We start from the raw sequence: 24,576 nt of genomic DNA, 5'->3' as shown, positions 1-24,576 counted from the left end.
TCACTTCCCTTTTTGTAATAAGCGGTTTACATTATTTGAAAGCTCATCCCAGCGGACAATAAACTCTGTGAGCGCTTGTTCACCCGCTTGTGTGAGCGTATAGTATTTCCTTTTCGGTCCGCTTGCTGACGCTTTTGTGACAGTGGTCACCAGCTGTTCCTTTTGCATTCGCAGCAAAATCGGATAGATACTGCCTTCACTTATTTGATCAAACCCATAATGCGCGAGCTTCTTCGTCATTTCATACCCATAAATTTCACCCTCAGAAATAATCGACAGCAGGCAGCCTTCTAAAATTCCTTTTAGCATTTGTGTGGATGTTGTCATAATCGTTCCTCCGGTTTCAGTATCTTGCATCACAAGATAGCTTCATCTTACCATACACTATCTTGCCATGCAAGATACCGTACTAGAAAAAAATCACCGCTTAAAGGGTGATTTTTACGCCCAAGGTTTATCTGTCCCAAGTGCGTCAGCAAGCGCCTTACTATGTTTTCGGCGGCTTTTTCTTTCCTCTGCCCGCTGCTTCGCTGTTTGATGAAGCATGATCTCTTCTTCTGTTTCCGGCATCACCTGCGGGACTCGTTTAGGCTTTCCGTTTTCATCTAATGAAACAAATGTCAGAAATGAAGTCGCTGCGAGCCTGCGTTCTCCAGACATCAAGTTTTCTTTAATGACTTTAACGAACACTTCCATAGAAGACGTGCCGACCCATGTGACATAGGATTCCAAGCATACTGACTCCTTTTGTCCAATCGGCTCTAAAAAGTCAACAGAATCCATTGAAGCTGTGACCGTTTCACTGCGGCTGTGTCTTGCTGCCGAGATAGAGGCAATGTCATCTATATAGCTCATTAATTTCCCGCCAAATAACGTTTGGTGGTTATTCGTATCGAGAGGGAATACCCTGCTGGTTTTTACAACTTTCGATTCCTTGCAGTATTTGAAATTTTCTTCACTCATCATCATAGCTCCTTCTTGCTGTTTTCGTAGATGCGGAACGACTTTTATTAAACACTATTCTTTTAGGTTTGTCTAAACTTTTTGCTTTAGTCTTATGTGAGAGATTTTCTTTCGGAAATGTTTCAACCCTGACAAGAAGAAGGAATAATAGAACTATGAACGAACAAGGAGGCCATTTGATGGATTCGATGAGAGCAGAGCAATTATACAAAATGCCGCAATGCATGAGTGAATACGACGATTTAGAAGAAGTTCTTTTATGCAGTCCTATTTATATGGAAATCAAACAAATTATCAACGAAACACAGAAACATTTTGCGAAAGAAAATATTTCTCAAATGAAAGCAGTCGCTCAGCATAAAGAATTGATCCAAACGCTTAAAGATCATCAAGTACGGCCCATCCTGCTCCCAGCGAATGACCGCTTCCCTGAGCAAGTCTTCACTCGGGATATTGGGTTTACGATTGGACATACACTGTTTGTTTCAAAGATGGCCGCTCCGGTTCGGCAAGGGGAAGAACAATGTCTAAAAGAGTGGGCACAGGCAAACGGGTTATCAGCTGTCACCTTGACAGAAGGAACGATTGAAGGCGGCGATGTGCTTGTGGATCAGAACCGTGTGTTTGTTGGCACGAGCAAAAGAACTAGTCCAGCCGCTATCTACCAGCTCAAAAAGGAACTGCCGGATCACGACATCATTCCAATTCACCTTCCCCCTCACATTTTGCATCTCGATTGTGTGATGAATATTCTGTCTCATGACGAGATATTCATTTATCCTGAAGCGTTCAAGCAAAAGGATCTCCAGCTGCTCAAAACGTATTATCATTTTGTTGAAATCAGTGAACAAGAGCAATTCACACTTGGACCAAATGTTTTATCCATTGGGCAGAAAAAAGTGATCAGCTTGCCAAGCAACCAAGAAACAAATGCTGCATTAATCGCTCACGGGTACACTGTTATTGAAGTGGACTTTTCTGAAATTATTAAATCTGGCGGCTCGTTCAGATGCTGCACATTGCCTATTCGGCGTTCATCTATTAAAAAAGCCAGCGTGTAGAACAGCTTGTCTACTTGCTGGCTTTTTATCTGGCTTGTCCTATTTTCTATTATATAAATGACAGGCGACTTCATGTCCTTCTTCCACTGCTTGTAATACTGGCTTTTTTTCAGCACACACATCCATCGCGGCAGGACATCTTGTTCGAAATACACAGCCGCTTGGCGGGTTCACTGGACTTGGAATTTCTCCTTTTAAAATAAACCTTTTGCGCTTGTCCTCTACGTCAGGATCTGGAATGGGGATGGCAGACAGCAAGGCTTGTGTATATGGGTGAAGCGGTGTTTGATATAATGCATCACTCGTCGTCAATTCAACGAGATGGCCTAAATACATGACACCGATTCGGTCGCTAATATATTTCACCATCGACAAGTCATGTGCAATAAAAAGAAAAGTTAATCCTTCGTCTTTTTGCAGTTTCTTCAGCAGATTCACGACCTGCGCTTGAACGGAGACGTCTAATGCAGAAATCGGCTCATCTGCCACAATAAACTTTGGCGCCAAGGCAAGCGCTCTTGCAATGCCGATTCTCTGCCTCTGTCCTCCGCTAAATTCGTGCGGATAGCGGGTGGCAAAATCATAGCTTAACCCTACCGCTTCGAGCAGTTCTTTTACGCGGGCAATCCTTTTCTTTTGACTGCCATAAAGCTGATGAATCTCCATTGGCTCCAGCATAATATCTTTTACTGACAGTCTCGGATTTAAGGAGGAATACGGATCTTGAAAGACCATTTGCATTTGCCGGTTGAAATCAAATGATTCTTTTTTAGAAAGGCGGTGAAGGCTTTTCCCTTCATATAAGGCTTCACCATCTGTTGGTTCATAAAGACGCATGAGCACTTTTCCAAGTGTGGATTTGCCGCAGCCAGATTCACCAACGAGACCAAAGGTTTCACCTTGTTTCAGCTTAAAAGAGACACCATCCAGCGCTTTTAACGTTCTCCCTTTTGATAGGTGAAAATGTTTTTTGAGGTTGTTTACTTGTAAAAGTGGTTCAACTGTCATGATCGCTCCTCCTCTCGCTTGGTAAATACCGCCTTGCACCTGCCCATTCCTTTTCATATGAAGTGCCAGAAAGGGAGAGCAGTTCAATTTGTCTGCCGGTTTTAGGCGAATGAAGCATCTTCCCGTCCCCAGCGTAGATCCCTACATGGCGGACCGCTCCCTTTCCGTTTTCATTTGCAAAAAACAACAAGTCGCCTGGTTCTAAATGGCTTGATGTCACCGGCGTTCCTTGAACTGCTTGGTCACTTGCGTCTCTCGGCAAAAGATATCCGCACGCTTTGTACATGCTGTAAGCAAAGCCTGAACAATCATAGCCAAAGCTGCTCATGCCTCCCCATAAATACGAAAGTCCAATAAATTGTTTTCCTGTGTCTACGACATCTTTGCCGGTCAAAGAGTAAGCATGTGAAACTGGGCGTACATCCGCTTTGTTGATTTCTCTTATTCCTACTGGGGTGACAACATAAAATTGATCATCTGTTTCTTTGGCTGCTGCCAGCTCTGTTAAAAAACTAATCTCCATATCGGGTTCCCCGTTTTGATAGAGCGTGGCTTTTTTCTGACAAACAATCAGAGATGCTGCTGACGCACTTCCCTCTGTTACTTGGTTTAATTGCTCAACAGGTATATAGCCTGGATAGCCTTGCGGATGTTTCCGGCTGGCCTGCTGCGGTATGACAACTTTCATCCAGCCATCTGCCTCTTCTAATCCAATCACTCGCCCGCCGAGCAGTACTTGAGATTGAATCAAATTTTCTTCACATAAAGCCAACTTTTCTTCATATGTTTGCTGGTCAATCCACTCTTTGATGTTGATGGAGTCCTGAAGTACATTTCGATCGATTTCTCTCGTAGACTGCGGCGCTGTCCATACGTTAGCGACTGGAACCTTTGATTCATATATCATCACGAGACTCCTTTCACCCCTTGAATCCCTAACCCATGATCGAGCGGTAAAAATATGTCTTTTCCTTTGTACACGATTCCTCCGTCTATCATGTCTTCTTTCAGCATAAGCGGCGCATCAAAATCGCAGCGGGTGATATTCGGCTGACTTGCGGCGAAATGTGCCGCTGCTGTAATGCCAAGCTTTGACTCAATCATACTGCCAACCATGCACTGAACACCGTATGCTTCAGCTAGGGCATTGATTTTTAGTGCTTCTTTTATGCCGCCCGATTTCATTAGTTTTAAATTGATCAGATCACAGCTTCTCGTTTCAAGCACTTTGATTGCATCATGAAAACTAAAAATGCTTTCGTCTGCCATAATCAATGTATCAGTTGCTTCTGTCACACGGCGCAGACCTTCGATATCTTCTTTCGGCACTGGCTGTTCTACTAATTCAATATTCAGTGCTTCCATTTTTCGAATGGCTGTGATCGCTTCCTTCCACGTCCATCCTTGGTTTGCGTCGAGCCTGATCTGAATGTCCGGTCCGACTTTTTCTCGAATCCGCTTGATCCGCTGAATATCCGTGTGTATGTCATCTTTCCCCACTTTCACCTTTAACGTCTGAAAGCCTTCGGCTGCGTATTGTTTCGCATCTTCTGCCATCTCGAGCGGACGGTTTACACTGACCGTATAGTCGGTTTCGAGCTGATGACGATATCCGCCAAGATATTGATAAAGCGGAAGTCCTGCCTGCTTTGCTAACCCATCATAAATGGCCATATCGATTGCAGCCTTTGCGCTTGTGTTGCTTGCGAGCACACGGTTCATAGCAGAAAAGATTTGTTCATACTCTGCCAAGGAAGCCCCGAGCAAAATGGGTCTGATCACTTCACAGATAGCATAGTCGATGCTTTCCAGCGTTTCTCCTGTAATCACCGCCGTGGGAACTGCCTCTCCGTAGCTGACGTCACCTTGATCATATGTGATGATGACGATTAGAGATGCTGCGTCATACACCGTTCTTAAAGCGGTTTTAAAAGGCTTTTTTAGCGGTACACTCGTTCTGCATGTATGAACATCCACGATTTTCATTTGATCGCCTCTTTCGCAGCAACGCCTGGAGAAATGTGCAGTTTTTTCCCCTCCGCATCTAGTGCAGCCTGCACGCCCATTGGAATGGCAAAGTTCGGTGATGAATGACCGATCCGAAAGCCGCCGAGTGCAGGTTTCTTTTGCGGCACAATATAGGTTTCCCACAGCTGTTCCAAGGTTAAGGACTGGTCTTTCTTTTTTGGTTCACATTGATGAAAATCTCCAATGATGAATCCTGCCGCATCATCCAGTTTTCCAGCAGAGGTGAGGTGCTGCATCATGCGATCGATTTTATACGGCTCTTCGTCAATATCTTCAATGAACAACAGCTTTCCCTTCGTATCAATTTCAAAAGGTGTACCAAGTGTTGTCACGATGAGGGCAAGATTCCCTCCTATGATGTCACCTGAAGCAGTGCCGGGGTAGAAGGTATGAAGAGGTGACAAGTGATGCGTATACGTAAAGGCCTTAGGCGTGAACAGTTGCAAAAAGGTATCCTTCGTATACGGATGAACCTCTTCAAGTCCTACATCAGAAGCAAGCATTGGTCCATGAAAAGTCACAAGACCGGTCTGCTGCTGGATGGCCGTATGTAAAAACGTAATGTCACTATAACCCCAAAAGATTTTCGGATTCCGGCGAATGAGATCATAGTCAATGGCTTCCGCAAGTCTTCCAGTTCCGTACCCTCCGCAAGCACAAATAACTGCTTTGACTTCTGGATCTTGAAACATGCCATGAAGATCTTCCACTCTTTCATGATCACGCCCCGCTAAATACCCGTACCGAGAATCGAGATACTTCCCTTTTTTCACCTTCAGCCCGAGGCTTTCTAAAAAGGCAATTCCTTTTGCTAATTTCAATTCATCAGGCGGGCTTGCTGGTGCAATAATCCCCACCGTATCCCCTGTTTGAAGCGCTGCTGGCAGCTGGTTCATGCCAATCCCCTCTTTCTATTTGTTTCTTTCAATCTATGGGCATCTTCTCCATAACATGAACGAATAAAGGAACAGACGCTTTTTTCCAAAGCGTCCGTGTTTCTCATTTACTACTCTCCATCTACTTGTGCCCATTTCAAATCGATATACCCAACAGGGTGGCGGACAATTCCCTTTACGCCCTCTTTTTGTAAATGGACTTGGTTATAAAAATGAATTGGAATGATCGGTGCTTCTTCCATGAGAAGTGCCTCTGCCTCATGAAGAATGCTGTTTCTCTTTTGTTCATCTGCTTCCTGGCTCGCCTTTTTAATCAGCTGATCATAGGTGTCGTTTGACCATCCCGTCCGGTTCATCGCATTCCCTGTTTGAAAGCTCTCTAGGAAATTGATCGGATCTGCATAGTCTGCTAAAAATGAACTTTGCGAGAATTGGAATTTCAGCGCCTTTTGATCTTCTGCAAATACATTGGCTTCCATGTTCGCAAGCTTCACGTCTACACCCAGCGCTTCTTTTAATTGCTGCTGGATAGCTTCAGCTTTTTTCTTGTTCTCAGGCTTTGTGCTATATGTTAATGTGACGGGCGGCAGCTTCGAATAGTTCTCTTCTTTCAGCCCTTTTTCTAATAGCTTCGCAGCTTCACTCGTATCTTGTTTGACAAGATCGCCGCCAGCTTCTCTGAAATCTTCACCCTTTGAATCTAGAATTCCCGGTGAAACGAAGGCGCGGGCAGGCTTCTCTTTATTCTTTGTTACATAATCCACGATATCTTGCGGATTGATCGCCATTTGAAAGGCTTTGCGAATGTTATTATTTTGAAAAGGTTCCATGTTCACATTCAGACGATAAAAGAACAGTCCTGCCTGATCTTCAATTTGCACATCTTTATTTTTCAGCAAATTTTCACTTTGTTCTGCTGGGACGAAGGCAGTATCTAAATCTCCCGATTGATACATTTGATAATCCGTGTTGCGATCACTGATCATCAGCCACTTTACCTGGTCCAGCTTAACTGATTTTTTGTCCCAATATGTCTCACTTTTTTCCATAGTGAAGCTCTCATCATGCTTCCATTCTGTCAGCTGAAACGGTCCATTCCCAACAAAGGTTTTGGCATCCTTTGCCCAATTTGGGTCCTTCTCAGCTACCTTCTCATTGACAGGGAAAAAGGCAGGGTTTGCGGTCATATTTAAGAATGACTTCTGCGGGTATGCCAGTGTGACTTTTAGCGTTTTGTCATTTTCAGCACTGACTTTTACGTCCTCTTTCTTTCCCTTTCCGCTGTTAAATGCCTCTCCGCCTTCAATCATGTAAGCTAAGAACGATGCAGAGGAGCCTGTTTTCGGATCGAGCAGACGCTTCCACGCATATTCAAAGTCACTCGCTTTCACTGGATCACCATTCGACCACTTGATACCATCTCTTAAATGAAACGTGTACGTTTTTCCATCCTCTGAAATCTCCCATTTTTCAGCCATTGCAGGAGATGGTTCGTGCTTTTCATTCAGTCTCGTTAATCCTTCCATTAAGTTATTCAGCCCTTGCCACGATACATTATTAAAACCAATCGGCGGGTCAAATGACGTCGGTTCATTTTCGTTATTTAAGGTTAATATTTTCTTTTCACCCTTGTTACTTGATGATCCTTTACCTGCTTGCTCATTCGCTGTACATCCTGCGAGCAGCATGATGATGAACAAACAAACACTGATGATCCACCCTTTTTTTCTCATCAAAAACTCCCCCTTTGTGTTGAAGATAACATCGCTTGGTTCGCTCGCTCATCCTGGAGCCAGCAATGCACTGTATGAGTAGGTGATCGCTGCGTTTCATGCGGCATGATATGATCACACACTTTCATGGCCACCGGGCAGCGATCGGTATACGGACAGCCCTTTGGCGGCGCAAATAAATCAGGCGGGCTTCCTTCGATCGGAATCAGTTCATCTTTCATATCAAGTCTTGGAACGGATTGCAGGAGCCCTTTAGTATAAGGATGCTGCGGACTGTAAAAAATATCTCGTCTTGTTCCGACTTCAACCATTTTCCCTCCGTACATGACTGCTACTCGGTCGGCAACTTGGGCTACGACCCCTAAGTCGTGTGTGATTAAAATAATGGTGACACCTGTTTTCCTCTGAATCTCTTTAAACAGCTCTAAAATTTGTGCCTGTATGGTCACGTCCAGCGCGGTCGTCGGTTCATCTGCGATCAGCACCTTTGGCTCACAAATCAGTGCCATTGCAATCATGAGCCGTTGCCTCATTCCTCCGCTGAATTGGTGCGGGTATTGCTTTAATCTCTCCTTCGGCTGCGGAATACCAACCAAATCAAGCATCTGTACGGCGGCTTCTTTCACTTCTTTTTTCGTCAGCTTTTGATGTTCCTTCGCTGCTTCCATCAGCTGATCTCCTATTGTCAAGGTTGGGTTGAGTGCCGTCATCGGATCTTGGAAGATCATCGAGATATCGACACCTCGTATGGCGCGCATTTCTTTTTCAGATAATGACAGCAAGTTGCGGTCTTGAAACCAGATTTCTCCCTGATCAACATGCGCGCTGTATGCAGGCAGAAGCCTCATAATACTTTGTGATGTCACACTTTTTCCGCAGCCTGATTCTCCTACAATGGCTAAGGTTTCTTTTTCATAAACATCGACATTCACTCCGCGTACTGCTTGAACTGAACCGCCGTATGTTCGAAAGCTGACGTGCAGATCGATAATTTGCAGAACTTTTTTCACAGCACCATCACCTCTTCATCTTTGGATCAAGCGCATCTTGCAAGCCATCACCTAAATTGTTAAAGCAAAACATCGTGAGTGAAATAAAAAATGCCGGGAAAAATAAACGCCACCAATGTCCATTGTCTGACAGCACAGTCGGCAAAGCATCATTGGCCATCACGCCCCAGCTTGCAAACGGCGCTTGAATACCTAAACCGAGAAAGCTTAGGAACGCTTCAGCAAATATCGCGGTCGGCACAGTGAGGGTCATCTGGACGATAATCGGCCCCATCGTATTCGGCAGAAGGTTGCGGCGAATGATCCGCAGGCTTTTGGCACCAAAGGTTTTGGAGGCAAGGACATATTCCTGGCCTTTCAGCTGAAGAACCTGACCTCTCACAATTCTTGCCATTCCAATCCATCCGGTGACAGTGAGCGCTACAATAATGGTGACAAGCCCTGGTCCCATGAGCACCATCAATAAAATGACGACAAGTAAATAAGGAAGTCCGTAGAGCACCTCGACAATCCGCATCATGATATGGTCATAGCGTCCGCCTTTATAGCCGGCTATGCCCCCATAAATCACACCGATGGCAAAATCAATCAGGGCTGCCATGACGCCCACAAATAACGAAATGCGTGCTCCGTACCAGGTACGTGTGAACACATCTCGCCCAAGCTCATCTGTTCCGAACCAGTGAGCAGCCGAGGGCGGCAGATTTTGCATCGAAAGACGCTGCTCTGTCACACTATTTGGCGCAAGCAATGGGCCTAAGATTGCCATGACAAAAAGAAAAATCAGGACCGATAGACTAAACATCGCAAGCTTATTTTGCTTCAGCCGCCTCCATGTATCAGCCCAATAGGAAAGAGAGGGTCTTTTAATGGCATGGGCTTCCGTTTTCTTTTGCTCTCGAGGAGAAAACCATTCGTCCGGGACTTCAGGATGCCTGTTCGGTGGATCATGCTGAAGGTGTATACTCATGCCTTTCCTCCTTTCTGATGCAGCTGAATCCTCGGATCAAGGAGACGATACGCCACATCGACAATGAAGAGAAGTGTGATTAAAATAATGCTGTAAAAAACAGTGGTTCCCATGATGACAGGATAATCACGGTTGTTAATGCTCTCGACAAAGTATTTTCCCATTCCAGGAATGGCAAATATTTTTTCAATGACAAAACTTCCTGTTAAAATACTTGCGACCAGTGTTCCAAGAATGGTCACAACGGGTAAAAGTGCATTTCGAAGCGCATGCTTAAATACAATTTTTAAGGGAGAAAGTCCTTTTGCTTTGGCAGTACGGATATAGTCTTGCGACAGCACTTCAATCATGCTCGATCTCGTTAACCTGGCGATAATGGCCATTGGCCCGACAGCAAGGGCGATTGTAGGCAGCACCATATGCATTGGACTTGTCCACATCGCTGTAGGAAAGAGCTTCAAATTGACAGCAAGCTGCTGAATTAATAAGGTAGCAAAGATAAAGTTTGGAATGGATATACCGAAAACAGCAATGGTCATAGCGATGTAATCAATCAAACCATTATGCCGGAGGGCAGCCATGACCCCTAGCAGAATGCCAGAGATGACAGCAATCAATATTGAGATAAGACCAAGTTCTAATGAGACTGGGAAGCCTCTCGCCAATAGATCATTGACACTTTCAGAAGGCTTTTTAATGGAAGGACCAAAATCAAAGGTAACAATGGATTTTAAATAGATGACATATTGAACATAGAGTGGCTCGTCTAAGTGATAGTAGCTTTCGAGGTTTCGCTGGACGGTTTCGTTTGTATTTCGTTCTTCATTGAAAGGCGATCCTGGGATGACCTTCATTAAAATAAACGTTAAAGTCGTAATCGTTAAGATCGTGGCAATCATCGCAATGAAACGCTTGAGCAAAAAGCTGGCCATCTGCTGTCTCCCCCTCGCTTAACAAAATGTTGTACGTGCGGCAAGCTCTGTCATGACAAGCATCGCTTGATAGGCTTCTAATATATTCTCTGCTTGGTACGTTACCATTGCTGTTCCTTCTATGATGGCAGTACCCGGCATTAAATTCGCCCATTCAGCTTGTCCATAGTTGGCAAACTCAATCTTAAGCAGCGGCTGATCAGGAGGCGTCAGCGGGTTCATTTGATCAATCTGTTTCATCGCGGCTTCCACTTGCTGCGAGATTTGTTTATTGACTTTGGCAGGAGGTAAGCATTTCACAGCAGATCTTGAGATGGTCTCTTTCACCGCTACTGTCTTTACACCAGGCATCAGCTCTTCTGCCTCAAGTGCTGCTTGATCATCCCCGCAAACAAGAATCACTGGAACACCATAGTAGCCTGCAATATACGCATTAAAGCCCATTTCACCAATTGGATGATCATTTATGTAAAAATGTCTGACCCCAAAAATCATACTGTGCGACATCACACCTTTCATTGATGCTCTTGCATGATAGCCTAAAAAAACAGCTGCATCATAGGTTTGATCCAACCCTTGCACCATTGAATAAGGCTTTACATCACCTGATATGAGAACTGCCTCTTCATGCAGTTCTTCGATCAAAAGATTATTCATTTTAGAATGACTGTCATTCACCAAAATGTCGGTGGCACCATGCTGAATAAGCGCCTCTACACAGGCGTTCACTTCACCTGTCATAATGCGTCTGCCCCGCTCATAGTTATGCTGGCGTGAATCAACAAATGTATGATCAGCTAGACCAGTAATTCCCTCCATATCGACAGATAGATAGAGCTTCATTCCCATCCCCCTTTAATTAAACATAAAATTTGTGTATATTTTTCTAAATTTTCTAAAAAATTATATGAGAACTTGATTGATTTTTCAATACAATGTCTGAAAATAAGGAATTTAGACTCAGATAATACAGGTCAAAAGGCTATTCCAGAAAGGATTTTTTTAACAAATAAAACACCACTAACTATGCCTTTAGTGGTGTTTATCCGCTTCATTAATCTGCGATTTCAGCTGATCATATTTCTTCATGGTTTGTGTAAATAAATCATCAAACATCTGAGGTGCCTGCTGTTGAATGACCTCAGCACCTTCTCCTGTAATTCCCCCTTTTGTCGCCACTCTATCGACAGTTTCAGCAAAGGTGAGACCTCGTTCTACAAGGATTTGGCCTGTCCCTAAAAGGGCATACGTTAAAAACTCATTCGCTTCCTCTAAGGAAAGATCACTATTTCTCACAGCCGCTTTCGCCATTTCTTCAAACAGAGCAGCAATAAAACCAGGAGATGAGCTTGTCAAATTGCTTGCCACATCAAACCGGTCTTCCTCTACCTCCCTGACGATGCTAAAAGCTGAAAGCAGACGGTGTAAACGTTCTTTGTTCTCACGCCCTGCGGCTGCACCATGCGCAACAAGGGATACGCCTGTGCCAACAGCTGACGTGAGTGTTGGGATGTATCTAGACACTGGCTGTGTTGTATGTGCTTGTAACTTTTCTAATGTCACAGCTGCTGCTACTGACACAATATGTACCGCTTTCGCTTTAGATGGCAGCTGATCTAGAACATCTAGTACAGCTAGCGGCGGCACGCAGACAAACAATATATCACATGACGCAGAAAGTTTGTCTAATGAACAAATGTTGATTTCTTGGTGCTTTTCTTTAAGCTGATGCAGGCGTTCCGTTTCACTTCTTGTATGGATCATGATTTGATGAGCATCTAGTACCCCATTTTCCAGCCACTTTTGCACCATCATATCAGCCATACTTCCATATCCAATAATTCCGATTGTCTCCACAGTTTAAACTCCTCTATTTGCTAAGATTCACTACTTATTTTAACAATTTCCCACAATGTTTTCATTTTTATCCCACACTTTTTTCTTACGATAAAATCAGTCACCACCACATACGGTAAAACACCTTGAACACATACATGAAAAAATAAATGAAAGAGAGTGATTCGAATGACTCACAAAGATGACAAAAAAACTATTGAACAACCTCAAAAACAGAAGAAGCCAAATGGCTGGTTTAAACCATTCGTCAGCGGTGTTGTGGGCGGTATATTAGCGTTAGGTGTCTACATTCTTACACCGTATGCTCAGCATTCATCAGACAGCACTGCAAATGATTCGGCAGCGAAAACAGAAGCAGTATCGACAAATCACACGAATTCGTCAAAAACAACAGCCGTCCAAACATCAAATTCATCAAACAGCATTTCCAGCATGGTCGAAAATGTATCACCAGCAATTGTCGGCATTACAAACTACCAAGCACAAACTCAAACAGACACGAGCTTTGGCGATTTCAGTAACCCTTTCGATGAATCACAGCAAAACAAAAGCAGTCAAGAGGAAAAAACCGGTACAGGCTCAGGAGTGATTTTCAAAAAATCAGGCAATAAAGCCTATATCTTAACAAACAACCACGTCATTGAAGGGGCAAACAAACTCACCGTATCCTTACACGATGGCAAAACCATTGAAGGAAAACTGGTCGGAGCTGATCCGCTCACTGACCTAGCTGTTGTGGAAATTAGCAGCAGTCATGTGACCAAGGTGGCGGCATTAGGCAATTCCTCCTCACTGCGTGCTGGAGAAACTGTCATCGCAATCGGAAACCCGCTTGGTGAAGACCTTTCAAGAACGGTGACACAAGGAATTGTCAGCGGTGTCGATCGAACAGTCTCTATGAACACATCAGCAGGCGAAAGCAGCATTAATGTCATTCAAACAGATGCAGCCATTAATCCAGGTAACAGCGGCGGCCCGCTTCTGACGCCAGACGGAAAGGTTGTGGGGATCACGAGTATGAAAATCTCTGAAACAGGTGTGGAAGGCATTGGGTTCGCACTGCCAATCAATGATGTCAAACCAATCGCTGATCAGCTTCTCGCAAAAGGAAAAATTGAACGTCCATATATCGGTATCAGTATGCTGGATCTCGAACAAGTTCCAGATGTGTATCAGAAAGAAACACTCGGACTTAAAAGCAGTCAGCTCGATCAAGGCGTGTATGTCAAAGAAATCGCCGCTGGCTCACCTGCCGCCAAAGCAGGCTTAAAGTCAGAGGATGTCATTACCGCCATCAATGGAAAACAAATCAAAACTGGCAGCGAATTACGTCACGAGCTATACACGAATACAAAAGTAGGAGACACCGTGAGCATCACCCTCATTCGAAACGGAAAACAAGAAACGAAACAGGTCACATTAACACAATCTGAATCTAAGCAGGTCAGTTCCTAATGAAAAAACAGCTCATTTATGAGCTGTTTCAGATTGTTGACAAAGGGTTAAAATGATGTTGATTTTAGCCCTTTGTCTTCTTTTCAGCGTGATAGAAAACCTTTGCAGTCTAGGAAGGACGGCTACCTTTGCGGAGCGAATTTGACATTCGTGAGCATCGGCGCACAGGACTGACACCGAATGCGAGGGTTTGTCTACATGCTGAAAACAGCTCAGTTATGAGCTGTTTTTTTATGACGATTGAATTGGCGTTAATCTTTGTTCAATTTCTGCTCGTTTATGCTCTAGGAATGGCGGAAGGGCTAATTGATCGCCAAGTACATCCACCCCTTCATCAACTGTAAACCCAGGACCATCTGTTGAAATTTCAAATAAAATACCATTTGGCTCTCTAAAGTAAAGAGCTTTAAAGTAAAAGCGTTCTACAACACCAGAGTTCGTAAAGCCTGCTTTTGATATTTTTTCATACCATTTTTCAAGCTCTTCTGCATCCTTCACGCGGAATGCGACATGATGCACACTTCCTCTGCCGGAACGTTCAGAAGGCCCTTCTGTTTTTTCAATCACATGAATTTCTGTTCCAGCACCGCCATTTCCTGACTCAAAAATGGTCACGATCTCACCATCATTTGATTGTTCACGTGCTCTTTCGGTGAAACCAAGGATGTCTGTTAAAACACGGATCGTCTTATCAGCTTCTGCAACAGTTAATTCAACTGGACCTAAACCTCTAATCGCATACTCTGCAGGGATATCGTCATGCACTGGCGGTGAGCCTTCTTCTTGTGCGTTCGGTTCTACTGTTAAAAACAGCTGCTGTCCTTCTGGATCTTTAAAACGCAAGGCAGGTCTTCCGCCTCTCAAGGAAGCTGTTTCTTGCTGTACGCCTTTATCTTCAAACCGCTTTTCCCAAAAAGAAAGCGCCTCTTCAGAAGAAACGAGAAGGCCTGTGCTTGTGATCGCATTTGTCCCTTCCAAACGGCGGGCAAGCATTGGAATCTCAAAGAATGTAAGCTCTGTTCCTGGTGAAGCAACCTCATCTCCATAAAACAAATGATACATAGACGGGTCATCTTGATTGACTGTTTTCTTTACAAGTTTCAAGCCAAGAATTTGGCGATAGAAATCAACATTCTTCTGAGCATTGGCTGTTAACGCAGATACGTGGTGAATCCCATTGATTTTCATTATTTTCACTCCTATTTTAAATTATCTCGAATTCGAGATAATATCCTTATGAATAAAATAGTTCATTTTTCAAGAAAAGTCAACCATTTAACTGTACGTTTACAGGATGTTCGGTTTCTGGACATTAAATTAACATTAAATCGAAAATAATCTTTCATTGTTCGTTTTTAACACAACATTCACCCTAATATCTCCAATAAACGAACACTTTCAATCACAAATACGAAAATCAGAAAATTTTTTTAATTCTTGTTTTCCTAAAATCGTATTACAATGAACAAAATACATGTCACAGTAACGTACGAAAGTGATGCAGGAGGTCGTGTGTAATGAACAAAGAACAACCAGCGTTAAAACAAGACATCGGCTTATTTTTCGCCCTATCTCTTGTCATCGGGACCATTATCGGGTCAGGCGTCTTTATGAAGCCAGGCAACGTCCTTTCCTATTCAGGGAGCTCAGACATCGCATTATTCGCTTGGCTGTTAGGTGGAATCTTAACCCTTGCAGGCGGACTGACTGTCGCTGAAATTGGTACACAAATCCCGAGAACCGGCGGTTTATACGCCTATCTTGAAGAAGTGTATGGTGAATTTTGGGGCTACTTATGCGGCTGGGTGCAGATTATTATTTACGGACCCGCCATCATTGGTGCACTTGGTCTTTATTTTGGTTCATTATTAGCCAATTTATTTTCGCTTTCAACTTTATGGTCTACAACGATCGGCATTATCACCGTTTTATTTTTATGTATCATCAACATCATGGGAACAAAATACGGCGGATTTGTTCAGGGGCTGACCACTATTGGAAAGCTTGTCCCAATTGCCGCTATTATTGTGTTTGGCATATGGAAAGGTAACGAAAACATCTTCATGGCTGTCAACGATAGCATCGCTCAAATGAACTTCGGTGCAGCGATTTTGGCTACATTATTTGCTTATGATGGCTGGATTTTACTTGCTGCGCTTGGAGGAGAAATGAAAAACCCTGAGAAACTGCTTCCTCGCGCGATGGCAGGCGGAATTTTAATTGTGACGGCTTGTTATCTCTTTATTAATGTCGCACTTTTGCACGTGCTGCCAGCTGATCAAATCATCCAGCTAGGTGAAAATGCGACAAGCACTGCTGCTACCATGCTCTTTGGACCAATTGGCGGGAAAATCATTAGTATTGGGATCATCATCAGCATCTTTGGCTGTTTGAATGGAAAGGTTCTTTCATTCCCACGTGTGATTTTTGCGATGGCAGAACGAAAGCAGATTCCTTTCGCCAACGCGATTTCCCGTATTCACCCAACGTTTAAAACACCTTGGATCGCTGTATTTGTGCAAATTTTGATCGCCATTGTGTTTATGATCGTCAGTAATCCCGAGAAGCTGTCTGAAGTATCGATTTTCATGATTTACATCTTTTATGTCATGGCCTTTTTCGCCGTCTTTAAGCTGAGAAAACAAAACAGCGGAATGAAGCGTGCGTACAGTGTACCACTTTACCCGCTGACACCCATCATTGCGATTATCGGTTCATTATTCGTCTTAATCAGCACCATGATCACCGATTGGAAAAGCTGCCTGATCTCCATGCTGATCGGGATGGCTGGACTGCCTATTTATTATTATATGAAAAAAACACAAAATAAAGCAGAGCACTAAACAGTGCTCTGCTTTATTTTTTATATTGTTTGATCACTTTGTATGATTCGTTTAAATATCTCATGAGCCGGTATGGCTTACTAAGCACGCGGATTGGGAGCCTTGAGATAAATCCATTCAGGTTCGACTTATATTCCTGCGTGATCCGCTTTGGCTTTGTCGCTATTTTCTCATATACTTCTTTGTAAAATTCCTTCATGATGTCGACTTGCACACTGATCTTTTGATGACACTCTGTACACTCAACGCTTTTCATCTGATCATTCACATAAACGATGCTGTGGAGGGTCTCTTCTTGGCACCGAGTACAATGTAGGTTTGCTTCCATTTCGGTTTTCTTCAAGATACACAGCTCCTTTCTCGTTTGATGTTGCTCTTGTTATACCATTCGAACGCTGCAAGCCTTTTATTGCACGGATGCTTCCTTTAAAATGGCTGCCGCCGTTAGTTCGTCTGTCACCAGTACTTGGATGAAGCCGCCATTTAAAGCCCCTAAAATACTTTCAGCTTTATGGGTTCCTTCTACAACAGCGATGACCGTTTTGACGCTCTTTAATTGTTCCAGCGATAAGCCTATGACCTTTTGATTCAGTTCATCTTGGACAGGTTTTCCTTCTCCATCAAAGAAACGAAAACCAATATCACCGACAGCGCCTGATTGCCTTAAACCAGATAAATCCTCTTCTTTTAAATAACCGACTGTTTTTAAAGTCGACCCTTTATGCGGGTTGCCAATACCGATGAGGGCAATATCCACATTTCTGCCTTCTTCAAGCACAGCTTCTATGTCCTGCATCGCCATGAGCCGTTCTTTTAATTCTTCTGTTTCTAAAATCGCAGGGGCATATAAATAGGAACACGTGCCGTTCATTTTCTTTGCCAGCTCATATGCCAGCTGATTGGCATGAATATCGACTGCCTGCCTGCCCATTCCGCCCTCTAAAGGAATGACCTTCACATCGTTTCTTCGTTCAAACGGATATTCTTTGACAAGCTCAGCAAGCGTCGTCCCCCATGAAATACCGATTTTCTCCGCATTTTTCATGTTTTTAGACAAATAATAGGCGCCTGCTTGACCGACTGCCCGCTTCACCATCTCAGACATTGTCCCAACACTTGGGACAACGACCGCATCTGTTAATTGAAAGGTTGTTTCCAGCTGCTTCTCAAGTTCCACTGTATGAATGCTTTCGTCTTTAATGTACACTTCAACGATCCCCACATCTTTTGCTTTTTGTAAGAGCTTTGAAATGACTGGCCTTGAGACATTGAGCTTTTTTGCAATTTCTTGCTGTGTCCACCCGTCTGTATAATAAAGATGAGCAACTTTGACGAGCTGTCGTCTTTCTTCCCAATTCAGCATGTGACATCATCCTTTTAATATACTATGATTACCAGTATATCAAACATTCGTTTCCAATTGGAACAATTGTTATGAAAATGACAAAAAGAGCGATTAACTCTCCGCTCTTTTTCCCTCAGTATATTTCGGCTGATATGTTCTCCCACCGTCTAACAGGATAATTTGTCCGTGCAAATAACTCCCCTCATCACGTGTGAGAAATAAAGTGAGTCCCGCGATATCATCAGGTTTTCCTAACCTTCCGATGGGAATGAGTGATTGCAGCTGCCGTTTCTCCTCAACAGTCGGATAGAGTGTATCAAGCATTTGAGACTCAATCACACGGGGAGCAATCACATTGATGCGTATATGATGGGAGCCTAGGTCCTTTACGAGCGATCGCATCAATCCAAAAGCACCTGCTTTTGATGCATAATATTGAATACCTCCGCCTGAGCCGGTGATGGCCGATCCCGATCCAATAATGACAACACTGCCTTCCTGCCGCTCACACATATAGGGTGCCAACGCTTTGATGCAATAGTAAAGACCATATAAGTTCACAGCCAGTGTCTTCTTCCAAAGTGAAAAATCGACTTCTAAAAAAGGCAGAGATTTTGTCATTCCTGCTGAATACACAAGATGAGCAATACCGCCCAGCTCCCTTTCAGCTGCTGATATCATTTGCTGAACACTTTCCCACGATGAAACGTCAGCTTGAAATATCAGCAGCTGAGGATACTGTGTCTTTAAGAGCGAAAGTCCCTTTTCATCTATATCTGACACAGCAACTGGCTGTCCTTCTTTTAAAAAACGCTCAGCTATTTCTTTTCCGATCCCTTGTGCTCCGCCAACGATGAGAACTGGTTTTTGATCATTAGCCAGCGCTCTCACCCCCATCAAGCATAATCGCCACGCCATCTGTAAATGCACCATAGGATGTACTGAGGAACACCGTCATATGGGCCACAGTCTCCTTGATTTGCTCTGTATCAGGAACCAAATCGAGAGGCGGAGGCAGCAGCGCAAGCACCCGAATGCCTTTGTCTTTAAATTCTCTTGCTAACCCTTTTGTCATGGCATTCAGCATAGAATTCGAAGTAGCATGCGAGATCCCGCCATCTCCTGTGATACTGCCTGATGACGATATATTAATGATGCAGCCTTGCTTCTGATCAACCATATGCCATACGGCAGCCTGACTGGAAAGAAAGACGGTATTCACAGCCGATTCCACTTCATCTACCCATCCATCAGGGCTCACGTCATCAAGCTCTGCGCCCGTTCCTTGCTCTGCTTGATTGACCAAAATATCCAGTTTACCGCATGTATCAATCACTTGCCTCAGCATCCGTGTCGCATCACGCGGCGTTTCCAGCGGGTTCTGAATAATACTCGCTTGACCGCCCATTTTTTGAATGTCTTCACGAATGGTTTTAGCCTTTGATTCATCATGAAACGTGTGTAAAAAAACATGTGCACCTGCCCGGGCTAAAGCCAGGCAGATGGCTTCTCCAAATCCATCTGTGCTACCTGTCACAAGTGCCGCTTTCTGATGAAGCTGGACGTGCACACGTATCTCCTCCCTATCCCTTGTTTGGCCATTATTTTCTCAGCTTACTCACGATATCAAGTGCTGCTTCATAAAAACCTTCTGAGATGGTCGGATGCGGATGAATCATTTTCGCCATCTCTTCTGCTGTTCCTTCTAAGTACATAAAGGAGGAAGCTTCTGAAATCATCTCTGTGACGTGCGGGCCAACCATCGTCGCGCCAATCACCTCACCATAGGCTGTATCGTATACCAATTTAATAAAGCCTGTTTGCTCGCCTGCCGCTAGTGCTTTACCGCTTGCCGCTAAATCAAATCGTTCTGCCCGCACATTAAGTCCTTTGGCTTTTGCCTCTTTCTCAGTCAGACCGACACTTGCTACCTCTGGTAATGTATAAATACACCTAGGCATGATATCAGCATTCATTTTTTCAGACACACCGCAAATATTACTGACCGCAACAGCGGCCTCTGCCATCGCTGCATGAGCCAGTTGATAGCCGCCAGCAACATCCCCAACTGCATAGACACCTTCAACGCTTGTCTGCATCTTGTCATTCACCTTGATAAAAGGACCATCCAGCTGAAGATCAAGCTGGCTGACAGCAGAAACACTAGGTCTTCTTCCTACACAAACAAGCAATCTTTCAGCCGTGAAGATATGCGTCTCCCCTTTATCGTCTGATGCATGAACCGCTTTGACTCCTTCGCTTTCCGTTACCTCTGTCACAGTGGTTTTCTTCGCGATATGGATGCCTTTTTTCTTTAATTCTCTTTCTAGCAGCTTAGATGCTTCCTCATCCTCTTGCGGAATAATGGACGGAGCTGCTTCAATAATCGTGACTTTTGATTGAAGGCTCTGGAAGATACAAGCCAGCTCAAGTCCAATGACACCGCCACCAATGATGACGACAGAAGCAGGAATATCTGGGATGTCAAAGATCGTATCACTTGTGTCAAATTGAATGTCTTTAAGGCCCGGTATTGGCGGAATGGCAGGTGAAGATCCAGTGGCAATCATGAGCTCTTTCGTTTCAATCAATTCTGAACCATCTTGTTTTTCAATCTCAATCTGGTGTCTTGTCACAGCTGTACCTCTGCCGTTATATACATCAATCTTTCCTTGCTTTAATAAAAAGGCAATTCCGCCTCTGAGCTTTTCAATGACGTCATCTTTGCGCTTTCTCATTTTATCGAAGGAAAGGACCAAATCACCTGTTTCAATTCCCCAGCTTTTCGCCTTCTCAATTGATTCAATGACTTCTGCATGTTTGAGCAGTGTCTTTGAAGGAATGCAGCCCCGATTTAAACAAGTACCGCCAAGAAAATCCTCTTCAATCAATGCGACCTTCCGTCCACGCTCAGCTGCTTGAAGGGCGGCAGTATACCCGCCAGGTCCTCCGCCAATGACTGTCAGATCATACGTTTTCGTCATCCGATTCATCTCCTACATTAGCAATTCAAATGGTTGTTCAAGCACTTTTTTAAGGTCTGTTAAAAAGGCAGCCGCTGGTGCGCCATCTACCACTCGGTGATCAAACGATAAACTAACGCCCATCATCGGCCGCACCTGAATTTCTCCATCTACCACAACAGGTTTTTCTTGAATGCGCCCAACGCCTAAGATCGCCACTTCTGGCTGATTGATAATCGGGGTAAAGGTATCAATGGCATACATACCTAAGTTACTAATGGTAAAAGTGGACCCTTTCAGCTGGTCTGGCAGCAGTTTTTGGTCACGTGCGTTTCGGCCGATTTCTTTCGCCTCTTTTGTCAGCTGTTTTAATCCTTTTTGGTTCGCATGAGAAATGACTGGAACCATTAAGCCATCTTTTACAGCGACAGCGAGACCAATGTGCACATCATCATGGAAATGGAGCTCATTTTGTTCAAACGTCATATTGATATGCGGGTGGCGCGTGAGTACATTGCTAACCGCATGAATGATAATTTCTGTGAACGACAGTCTGTAGCCTGTCTCTTTTTCAATCGCTGGCAATAGCTGTTTGCGTACTTCTTTTGCTTTTGTCATATCGATTTCACTTGTTAATGTCACGTGCGGTGCTGTAAAGGCACTTTGTGACATGCGATCAGCGATCACTTTTCTCATGCCAGCTAGTTTTTGTGTTTTCACTGGAGAAGACTCAGCTGTTTGTGCAGCTGCTGCCGTTACATCACTCTTCATAATTTTTCCGTGCGCACCAGATCCAGCAACATTCGCTAAATCGATTCCTTCACGAGCAGCCACTTTCTCTGCTAGAGGTGACACGCGCTGGTCTTTCTCATTAGAGTGGACAGCCGCCTCGACGTCCCGCTTTTGAACTCTGCCTTTAGATCCTGTGCCAGATACCTCATGAATCGCCACATGATGATCCTTTGCCATTTTTCTCGCCGCAGGAGTGGCACGCACTTTTTCATTAGGTGTTTTTGGGGCTTCAGTAGAACTGGATGAAGCCGTGTCTGATGAAGCCGATTCGCTGCTGCCGGATGAATCTTCATCTGATTGTGCTGGCGGTTCGCTTGGCACCTGTTCATTTGTCTCTCCGATATATCCAATGACAGCATTGACTGGAATTTGATCATCGGCTTCATAATATTTCTTTAGAAAAATACCATCATCATAGGCTTCCACTTCGATATTGATCTTGTCTGTCATAATTTCAAAAAGAGGCTCACCGATTTCAACCGAATCTCCTTCTTCTTTAAACCATTGAAGCAAGGTGCCGACTTCCATCGTACTGCTTAGCTTCGGCATAAATATCTCTTTTGGCATGATCTTCTCCCCTTTACTTAAGAGCGCACAAGCTCTTTTGCTGCTTCAATAATATCTGGCACTTGTGGAATGACCGCTTTTTCCAGCGTCGGGTTGTATGGTATTGGAACCGCAAGACCGCCAAGTCGTTTAATTGGAGCATCTAAGTAGTCAAAGGCTTCACTTTCCGCTATCATACTTGCAATCTCTCCGCCATAGCCGCCTCGTTTTACCGCTTCATGAACCACGATACATTTACCTGTTTTCTTCACAGATTCGATAATCGTTTCTTCATCTAATGGGACAAGTGTTCTTGGGTCAATGATTTCAACATCGATTCCCTCTGCTTCTAGTTCCTTCGCAGCTTCTAACGCTTTGTGTACCATAATCGCTGTTGCTACAATCGTGACGTCCTTCCCGCTTCTTTTCACATCTGCTTTTCCTAGAGGAATTGAATATTGCTCTTCAGGCACTTCACCGATTGTTTTATATAAAAGCTTGTGCTCGTAGAAAATGACAGGGTTGTCATCATCCATCGCTGCTTTTAAAAGACCTTTTGCATCATAGGCTGTTGAAGGCTGAACCACTTTGAGTCCTGGAATATGTGCCATCCACGCTTCTAAGCTTTGTGAGTGCTGCGCCGCTGCACCCGTTCCCGATCCTGCTGGCGTTCTTACAACGAGCGGCACCTTCCCTTTTCCGCCAAACATGTATCGTGTTTTGGCTGCTTGGTTCACAAGCTGATCCATTGCGATTGTAATAAAGTCAGAGAATTGAAGTTCTAAAATCGGACGCATACCGGTTAAAGCCGCTCCGACTGCCCCACCTGCGATGGCAGCCTCTGAGATAGGTGTATTGCGAACGCGCTCTGGCCCAAATTCTTCAATCATGCCGCGCGTGACCCCAAAAGCACCTCCATATACGCCAATATCTTCACCTAAAATGAAGACATCTTGGTTTTCTCTCATTTCCTGACTCATAGCCTCTCGAACGGCTTCTAAATATGAAATCTCTCTCACTGTTGTTTTTGTCACGTGATTCCCCTCCTAATTAGGCGTATACATCCTCTAATAGTGTGTCGATTGACGGTTCTTTACTGTTTTTGGCGAATTCTACAGACGCTTCAATTTCCTGCTTCGCTTCTTCCTGTAAGCTTGCTGCCTGCTCTTCTGTCAAAACATTCAGTTCAATCAAGAGAGACTTAAAGCGCTTGATGCCGTCTTTTTGTCTCCACTCTGTCTCTTCTTCACGTGTACGGTATTTTTTCGCATCACTCTTAGAGTGACCCTTCCAGCGGTACGTTTTCATTTCAATAAGTGATGGGCCTTCTCCCGCTCTCGCACGGCTGACTGCTTCATCAACTGTGTTCATAATTTCAACCATGTCATTTCCATCAACTGTTTTCCCTGGCATTCCATAGCTTTCTGCTCTTGTTGAAATATCTTCAATGTTGATCATTTCTTTCACAGGACCAGACATACCGTACTGGTTGTTTTCACAAATAAACACAACCGGTAAATCCCAAATGGATGCGAGGTTTAAAGCTTCATGGAAGCTGCCTTCATTTGTGGCACCATCTCCGAAGAAACAAAGAACAACAAAGCCTTCCTGCTTCATTTTAGATGTGAGCGCTGCACCTGTTGCCAGCGGGATACCGCCGCCAACGATTCCATTTGCCCCAAGGTTTCCTTTTTCTAAGTCCGCAATATGCATGGAGCCGCCTTTTCCTTTACAATAGCCGGTTTCACGTCCAAACAATTCAGCCATCATTTTATTGACCTCGGCCCCTTTTGCAATACAGTGACCATGTCCTCGGTGTGTGCTGACGATCTTATCTTTATCCTTTAACACTGCAATCGATCCAACAGCTGACGCTTCCTGTCCAACACATAAATGAGTGGTGCCATGGATAAGTCCTTTTGCAAAGAATTGATCGACCTTTTCATCAAAATATCTCACTAACCACATTTGTTTATATAAATCTGCTAACTTCTCATGACTAATCTGTTCAGGCAAAGTGATTTGTTTTTGCATTTCTTCTCTCCCCTTTACATTTGTTCTTGTATGTTACATTTGTAATTATCATACGTTTAAGTGTCAACGAAGTCAAGCAATTCTCTCTCATTTTTAAGCGTTTTCATCTTTTGTCAGAAAAAAAGAGAAAGGCAAAGCCC

The 24,576-nt window shown here is 44.0% G+C and carries 24 protein-coding genes; 3 read left to right on the top strand and 21 right to left on the bottom strand.

Translation table 11 applies throughout. From position 1 onward, the window contains the following. The gene (locus AOQ70_RS13850) at positions 1 to 327 is read right to left on the bottom strand and encodes a PadR family transcriptional regulator (protein WP_059376879.1); all 327 of its coding nucleotides are present in this window, start codon (positions 325 to 327) and stop codon (positions 1 to 3) included. 114 nt (positions 328 to 441) lie between these two features. After that, positions 442 to 963 (bottom strand): acyl-CoA thioesterase, encoded by a 522-nt coding sequence (locus AOQ70_RS13845; RefSeq protein WP_008346212.1) that lies wholly within the window; start codon positions 961 to 963, stop codon positions 442 to 444. Positions 964 to 1,142: 179 nt separating this feature from the next. Between AOQ70_RS13845 and AOQ70_RS13840 the strand changes: the two genes are divergently transcribed. After that, on the top strand, positions 1,143 to 2,024 hold the full coding sequence (locus AOQ70_RS13840; RefSeq protein ID WP_059376875.1) for a dimethylarginine dimethylaminohydrolase family protein: 882 nt from the start codon (positions 1,143 to 1,145) through the stop codon (positions 2,022 to 2,024). A 39-nt stretch (positions 2,025 to 2,063) separates the two neighbouring features. Here AOQ70_RS13840 and AOQ70_RS13835 read toward each other — a convergent pair whose 3' ends face one another. The 10 genes from AOQ70_RS13835 to proG all read right to left on the bottom strand — a co-directional run bounded on the left by AOQ70_RS13835 (position 2,064) and on the right by proG (position 12,458). Next, the gene (locus AOQ70_RS13835) at positions 2,064 to 3,032 is read right to left on the bottom strand and encodes an ABC transporter ATP-binding protein (protein WP_059376873.1); all 969 of its coding nucleotides are present in this window, start codon (positions 3,030 to 3,032) and stop codon (positions 2,064 to 2,066) included. After that, positions 3,022 to 3,939, bottom strand: a complete 918-nt coding sequence (locus AOQ70_RS13830) for a C40 family peptidase (RefSeq protein WP_059376872.1) — start codon at positions 3,937 to 3,939, stop codon at positions 3,022 to 3,024. Before AOQ70_RS13830 ends, AOQ70_RS13835 begins: the two co-directional genes overlap by 11 nt. Continuing rightward, positions 3,939 to 5,018, bottom strand: coding sequence for a dipeptide epimerase (locus tag AOQ70_RS13825; protein WP_058838946.1), 1,080 nt, complete (start codon positions 5,016 to 5,018; stop codon positions 3,939 to 3,941). The genes AOQ70_RS13830 and AOQ70_RS13825 overlap by 1 nt, the downstream gene beginning before the upstream one ends. Beyond that, entirely contained in the window at positions 5,015 to 5,956 is a 942-nt protein-coding gene (locus AOQ70_RS13820; protein WP_059376869.1) for a S66 peptidase family protein, read from the bottom strand. The genes AOQ70_RS13825 and AOQ70_RS13820 overlap by 4 nt, the downstream gene beginning before the upstream one ends. A gap of 110 nt (positions 5,957 to 6,066) precedes the next feature. After that, entirely contained in the window at positions 6,067 to 7,689 is a 1,623-nt protein-coding gene (locus tag AOQ70_RS13815; protein ID WP_059376868.1) for a peptide ABC transporter substrate-binding protein, read from the bottom strand. Continuing rightward, entirely contained in the window at positions 7,689 to 8,699 is a 1,011-nt protein-coding gene (locus tag AOQ70_RS13810; protein WP_059376867.1) for an ABC transporter ATP-binding protein, read from the bottom strand. Before AOQ70_RS13810 ends, AOQ70_RS13815 begins: the two co-directional genes overlap by 1 nt. 7 nt (positions 8,700 to 8,706) lie before the next feature. Continuing rightward, a complete protein-coding gene (locus AOQ70_RS13805; RefSeq protein ID WP_058838943.1) occupies positions 8,707 to 9,669 on the bottom strand; it encodes an ABC transporter permease in 963 nt (320 codons plus the stop codon). Further along, positions 9,666 to 10,601, bottom strand: a complete 936-nt coding sequence (locus AOQ70_RS13800; protein WP_039177974.1) for an ABC transporter permease — start codon at positions 10,599 to 10,601, stop codon at positions 9,666 to 9,668. Before AOQ70_RS13800 ends, AOQ70_RS13805 begins: the two co-directional genes overlap by 4 nt. 18 nt (positions 10,602 to 10,619) lie before the next feature. Then, the gene (locus AOQ70_RS13795; protein WP_059376866.1) at positions 10,620 to 11,444 is read right to left on the bottom strand and encodes a M55 family metallopeptidase; all 825 of its coding nucleotides are present in this window, start codon (positions 11,442 to 11,444) and stop codon (positions 10,620 to 10,622) included. A gap of 189 nt (positions 11,445 to 11,633) precedes the next feature. Beyond that, positions 11,634 to 12,458, bottom strand: coding sequence for a pyrroline-5-carboxylate reductase ProG (proG, locus tag AOQ70_RS13790; protein ID WP_059376865.1), 825 nt, complete (start codon positions 12,456 to 12,458; stop codon positions 11,634 to 11,636). 168 nt (positions 12,459 to 12,626) lie between these two features. Here proG and AOQ70_RS13785 point away from each other — a divergent pair, with 168 nt between their 5' ends. Next, a complete protein-coding gene (locus AOQ70_RS13785; RefSeq protein ID WP_059376862.1) occupies positions 12,627 to 13,913 on the top strand; it encodes a S1C family serine protease in 1,287 nt (428 codons plus the stop codon). 231 nt (positions 13,914 to 14,144) lie between these two features. Here the strand turns inward: AOQ70_RS13785 and AOQ70_RS13780 are convergent, their stop codons facing one another. Continuing rightward, positions 14,145 to 15,101 (bottom strand): ring-cleaving dioxygenase, encoded by a 957-nt coding sequence (locus tag AOQ70_RS13780; protein WP_059376861.1) that lies wholly within the window; start codon positions 15,099 to 15,101, stop codon positions 14,145 to 14,147. Positions 15,102 to 15,430: 329 nt separating this feature from the next. On the opposite strand from AOQ70_RS13780, the gene AOQ70_RS13775 reads away from it, so the two are divergent. Then, positions 15,431 to 16,756, top strand: coding sequence for an APC family permease (locus AOQ70_RS13775; RefSeq protein WP_059376859.1), 1,326 nt, complete (start codon positions 15,431 to 15,433; stop codon positions 16,754 to 16,756). 13 nt (positions 16,757 to 16,769) lie between these two features. Here AOQ70_RS13775 and AOQ70_RS13770 read toward each other — a convergent pair whose 3' ends face one another. The 8 genes from AOQ70_RS13770 to pdhA form a co-directional block, all read right to left on the bottom strand. Then, complete coding sequence (locus AOQ70_RS13770; RefSeq protein WP_024426788.1) at positions 16,770 to 17,099, bottom strand: hypothetical protein; 330 nt, start codon at positions 17,097 to 17,099, stop codon at positions 16,770 to 16,772. Between the two features lie 63 nt (positions 17,100 to 17,162). Beyond that, positions 17,163 to 18,119: a sugar-binding transcriptional regulator gene (locus AOQ70_RS13765; protein WP_024424944.1), complete on the bottom strand. Its 957-nt coding sequence runs from the start codon at positions 18,117 to 18,119 to the stop codon at positions 17,163 to 17,165. A 93-nt stretch (positions 18,120 to 18,212) separates the two neighbouring features. Continuing rightward, positions 18,213 to 18,998, bottom strand: a complete 786-nt coding sequence (locus AOQ70_RS13760; RefSeq protein ID WP_059376856.1) for an SDR family NAD(P)-dependent oxidoreductase — start codon at positions 18,996 to 18,998, stop codon at positions 18,213 to 18,215. Beyond that, positions 18,976 to 19,671, bottom strand: a complete 696-nt coding sequence (locus tag AOQ70_RS13755; RefSeq protein WP_059376853.1) for an SDR family NAD(P)-dependent oxidoreductase — start codon at positions 19,669 to 19,671, stop codon at positions 18,976 to 18,978. The genes AOQ70_RS13760 and AOQ70_RS13755 overlap by 23 nt, the downstream gene beginning before the upstream one ends. Positions 19,672 to 19,702: 31 nt before the next feature. Further along, a complete protein-coding gene (lpdA, locus tag AOQ70_RS13750) occupies positions 19,703 to 21,085 on the bottom strand; it encodes a dihydrolipoyl dehydrogenase (protein ID WP_059376851.1) in 1,383 nt (460 codons plus the stop codon). Between the two features lie 12 nt (positions 21,086 to 21,097). Next, positions 21,098 to 22,423 carry a dihydrolipoamide acetyltransferase family protein gene (locus AOQ70_RS13745; RefSeq protein WP_059376849.1) on the bottom strand — a complete coding sequence of 442 codons (1,326 nt, stop codon included), beginning with the start codon at positions 22,421 to 22,423 and terminating at the stop codon, positions 21,098 to 21,100. A gap of 17 nt (positions 22,424 to 22,440) precedes the next feature. Beyond that, positions 22,441 to 23,421: an alpha-ketoacid dehydrogenase subunit beta gene (locus tag AOQ70_RS13740; RefSeq protein ID WP_034281944.1), complete on the bottom strand. Its 981-nt coding sequence runs from the start codon at positions 23,419 to 23,421 to the stop codon at positions 22,441 to 22,443. 31 nt (positions 23,422 to 23,452) lie between these two features. Next, positions 23,453 to 24,436, bottom strand: coding sequence for a pyruvate dehydrogenase (acetyl-transferring) E1 component subunit alpha (gene pdhA, locus AOQ70_RS13735; protein WP_039177954.1), 984 nt, complete (start codon positions 24,434 to 24,436; stop codon positions 23,453 to 23,455). Positions 24,437 to 24,576: the final 140 nt, after the last annotated feature.

It is taken from the genome of Bacillus sp. AM 13(2015) (genome assembly GCF_001518755.1).
Lineage (GTDB): Bacteria > Bacillota > Bacilli > Bacillales > Bacillaceae > Bacillus > Bacillus safensis.
This window is presented reverse-complemented; position numbering and strand designations above follow the sequence as displayed.

Excerpts from the sequence above, each read along its gene's own strand:
- AOQ70_RS13830 (WP_059376872.1), bottom strand. The coding sequence starts at position 3,939 with ATGATATATGAATCAAAGGTTCCAGTCGCTAACGTATGGACAGCGCCG.
- AOQ70_RS13845 (WP_008346212.1), bottom strand. The coding sequence starts at position 963 with ATGAGTGAAGAAAATTTCAAATACTGCAAGGAATCGAAAGTTGTAAAA.
- lpdA (WP_059376851.1), bottom strand. The coding sequence starts at position 21,085 with ATGACGAAAACGTATGATCTGACAGTCATTGGCGGAGGACCTGGCGGG.
- AOQ70_RS13820 (WP_059376869.1), bottom strand. The coding sequence starts at position 5,956 with ATGAACCAGCTGCCAGCAGCGCTTCAAACAGGGGATACGGTGGGGATT.
- AOQ70_RS13815 (WP_059376868.1), bottom strand. The coding sequence starts at position 7,689 with ATGAGAAAAAAAGGGTGGATCATCAGTGTTTGTTTGTTCATCATCATG.
- AOQ70_RS13850 (WP_059376879.1), bottom strand. The coding sequence starts at position 327 with ATGACAACATCCACACAAATGCTAAAAGGAATTTTAGAAGGCTGCCTG.
- AOQ70_RS13775 (WP_059376859.1), top strand. The coding sequence starts at position 15,431 with ATGAACAAAGAACAACCAGCGTTAAAACAAGACATCGGCTTATTTTTC.
- AOQ70_RS13825 (WP_058838946.1), bottom strand. The coding sequence starts at position 5,018 with ATGAAAATCGTGGATGTTCATACATGCAGAACGAGTGTACCGCTAAAA.
- AOQ70_RS13840 (WP_059376875.1), top strand. The coding sequence starts at position 1,143 with ATGGATTCGATGAGAGCAGAGCAATTATACAAAATGCCGCAATGCATG.
- pdhA (WP_039177954.1), bottom strand. The coding sequence starts at position 24,436 with ATGCAAAAACAAATCACTTTGCCTGAACAGATTAGTCATGAGAAGTTA.
- AOQ70_RS13745 (WP_059376849.1), bottom strand. The coding sequence starts at position 22,423 with ATGCCAAAAGAGATATTTATGCCGAAGCTAAGCAGTACGATGGAAGTC.
- AOQ70_RS13800 (WP_039177974.1), bottom strand. The coding sequence starts at position 10,601 with ATGGCCAGCTTTTTGCTCAAGCGTTTCATTGCGATGATTGCCACGATC.
- AOQ70_RS13780 (WP_059376861.1), bottom strand. The coding sequence starts at position 15,101 with ATGAAAATCAATGGGATTCACCACGTATCTGCGTTAACAGCCAATGCT.
- AOQ70_RS13765 (WP_024424944.1), bottom strand. The coding sequence starts at position 18,119 with ATGCTGAATTGGGAAGAAAGACGACAGCTCGTCAAAGTTGCTCATCTT.
- AOQ70_RS13785 (WP_059376862.1), top strand. The coding sequence starts at position 12,627 with ATGACTCACAAAGATGACAAAAAAACTATTGAACAACCTCAAAAACAG.
- AOQ70_RS13805 (WP_058838943.1), bottom strand. The coding sequence starts at position 9,669 with ATGAGTATACACCTTCAGCATGATCCACCGAACAGGCATCCTGAAGTC.
- AOQ70_RS13760 (WP_059376856.1), bottom strand. The coding sequence starts at position 18,998 with ATGGGGGTGAGAGCGCTGGCTAATGATCAAAAACCAGTTCTCATCGTT.
- AOQ70_RS13795 (WP_059376866.1), bottom strand. The coding sequence starts at position 11,444 with ATGAAGCTCTATCTATCTGTCGATATGGAGGGAATTACTGGTCTAGCT.
- AOQ70_RS13835 (WP_059376873.1), bottom strand. The coding sequence starts at position 3,032 with ATGACAGTTGAACCACTTTTACAAGTAAACAACCTCAAAAAACATTTT.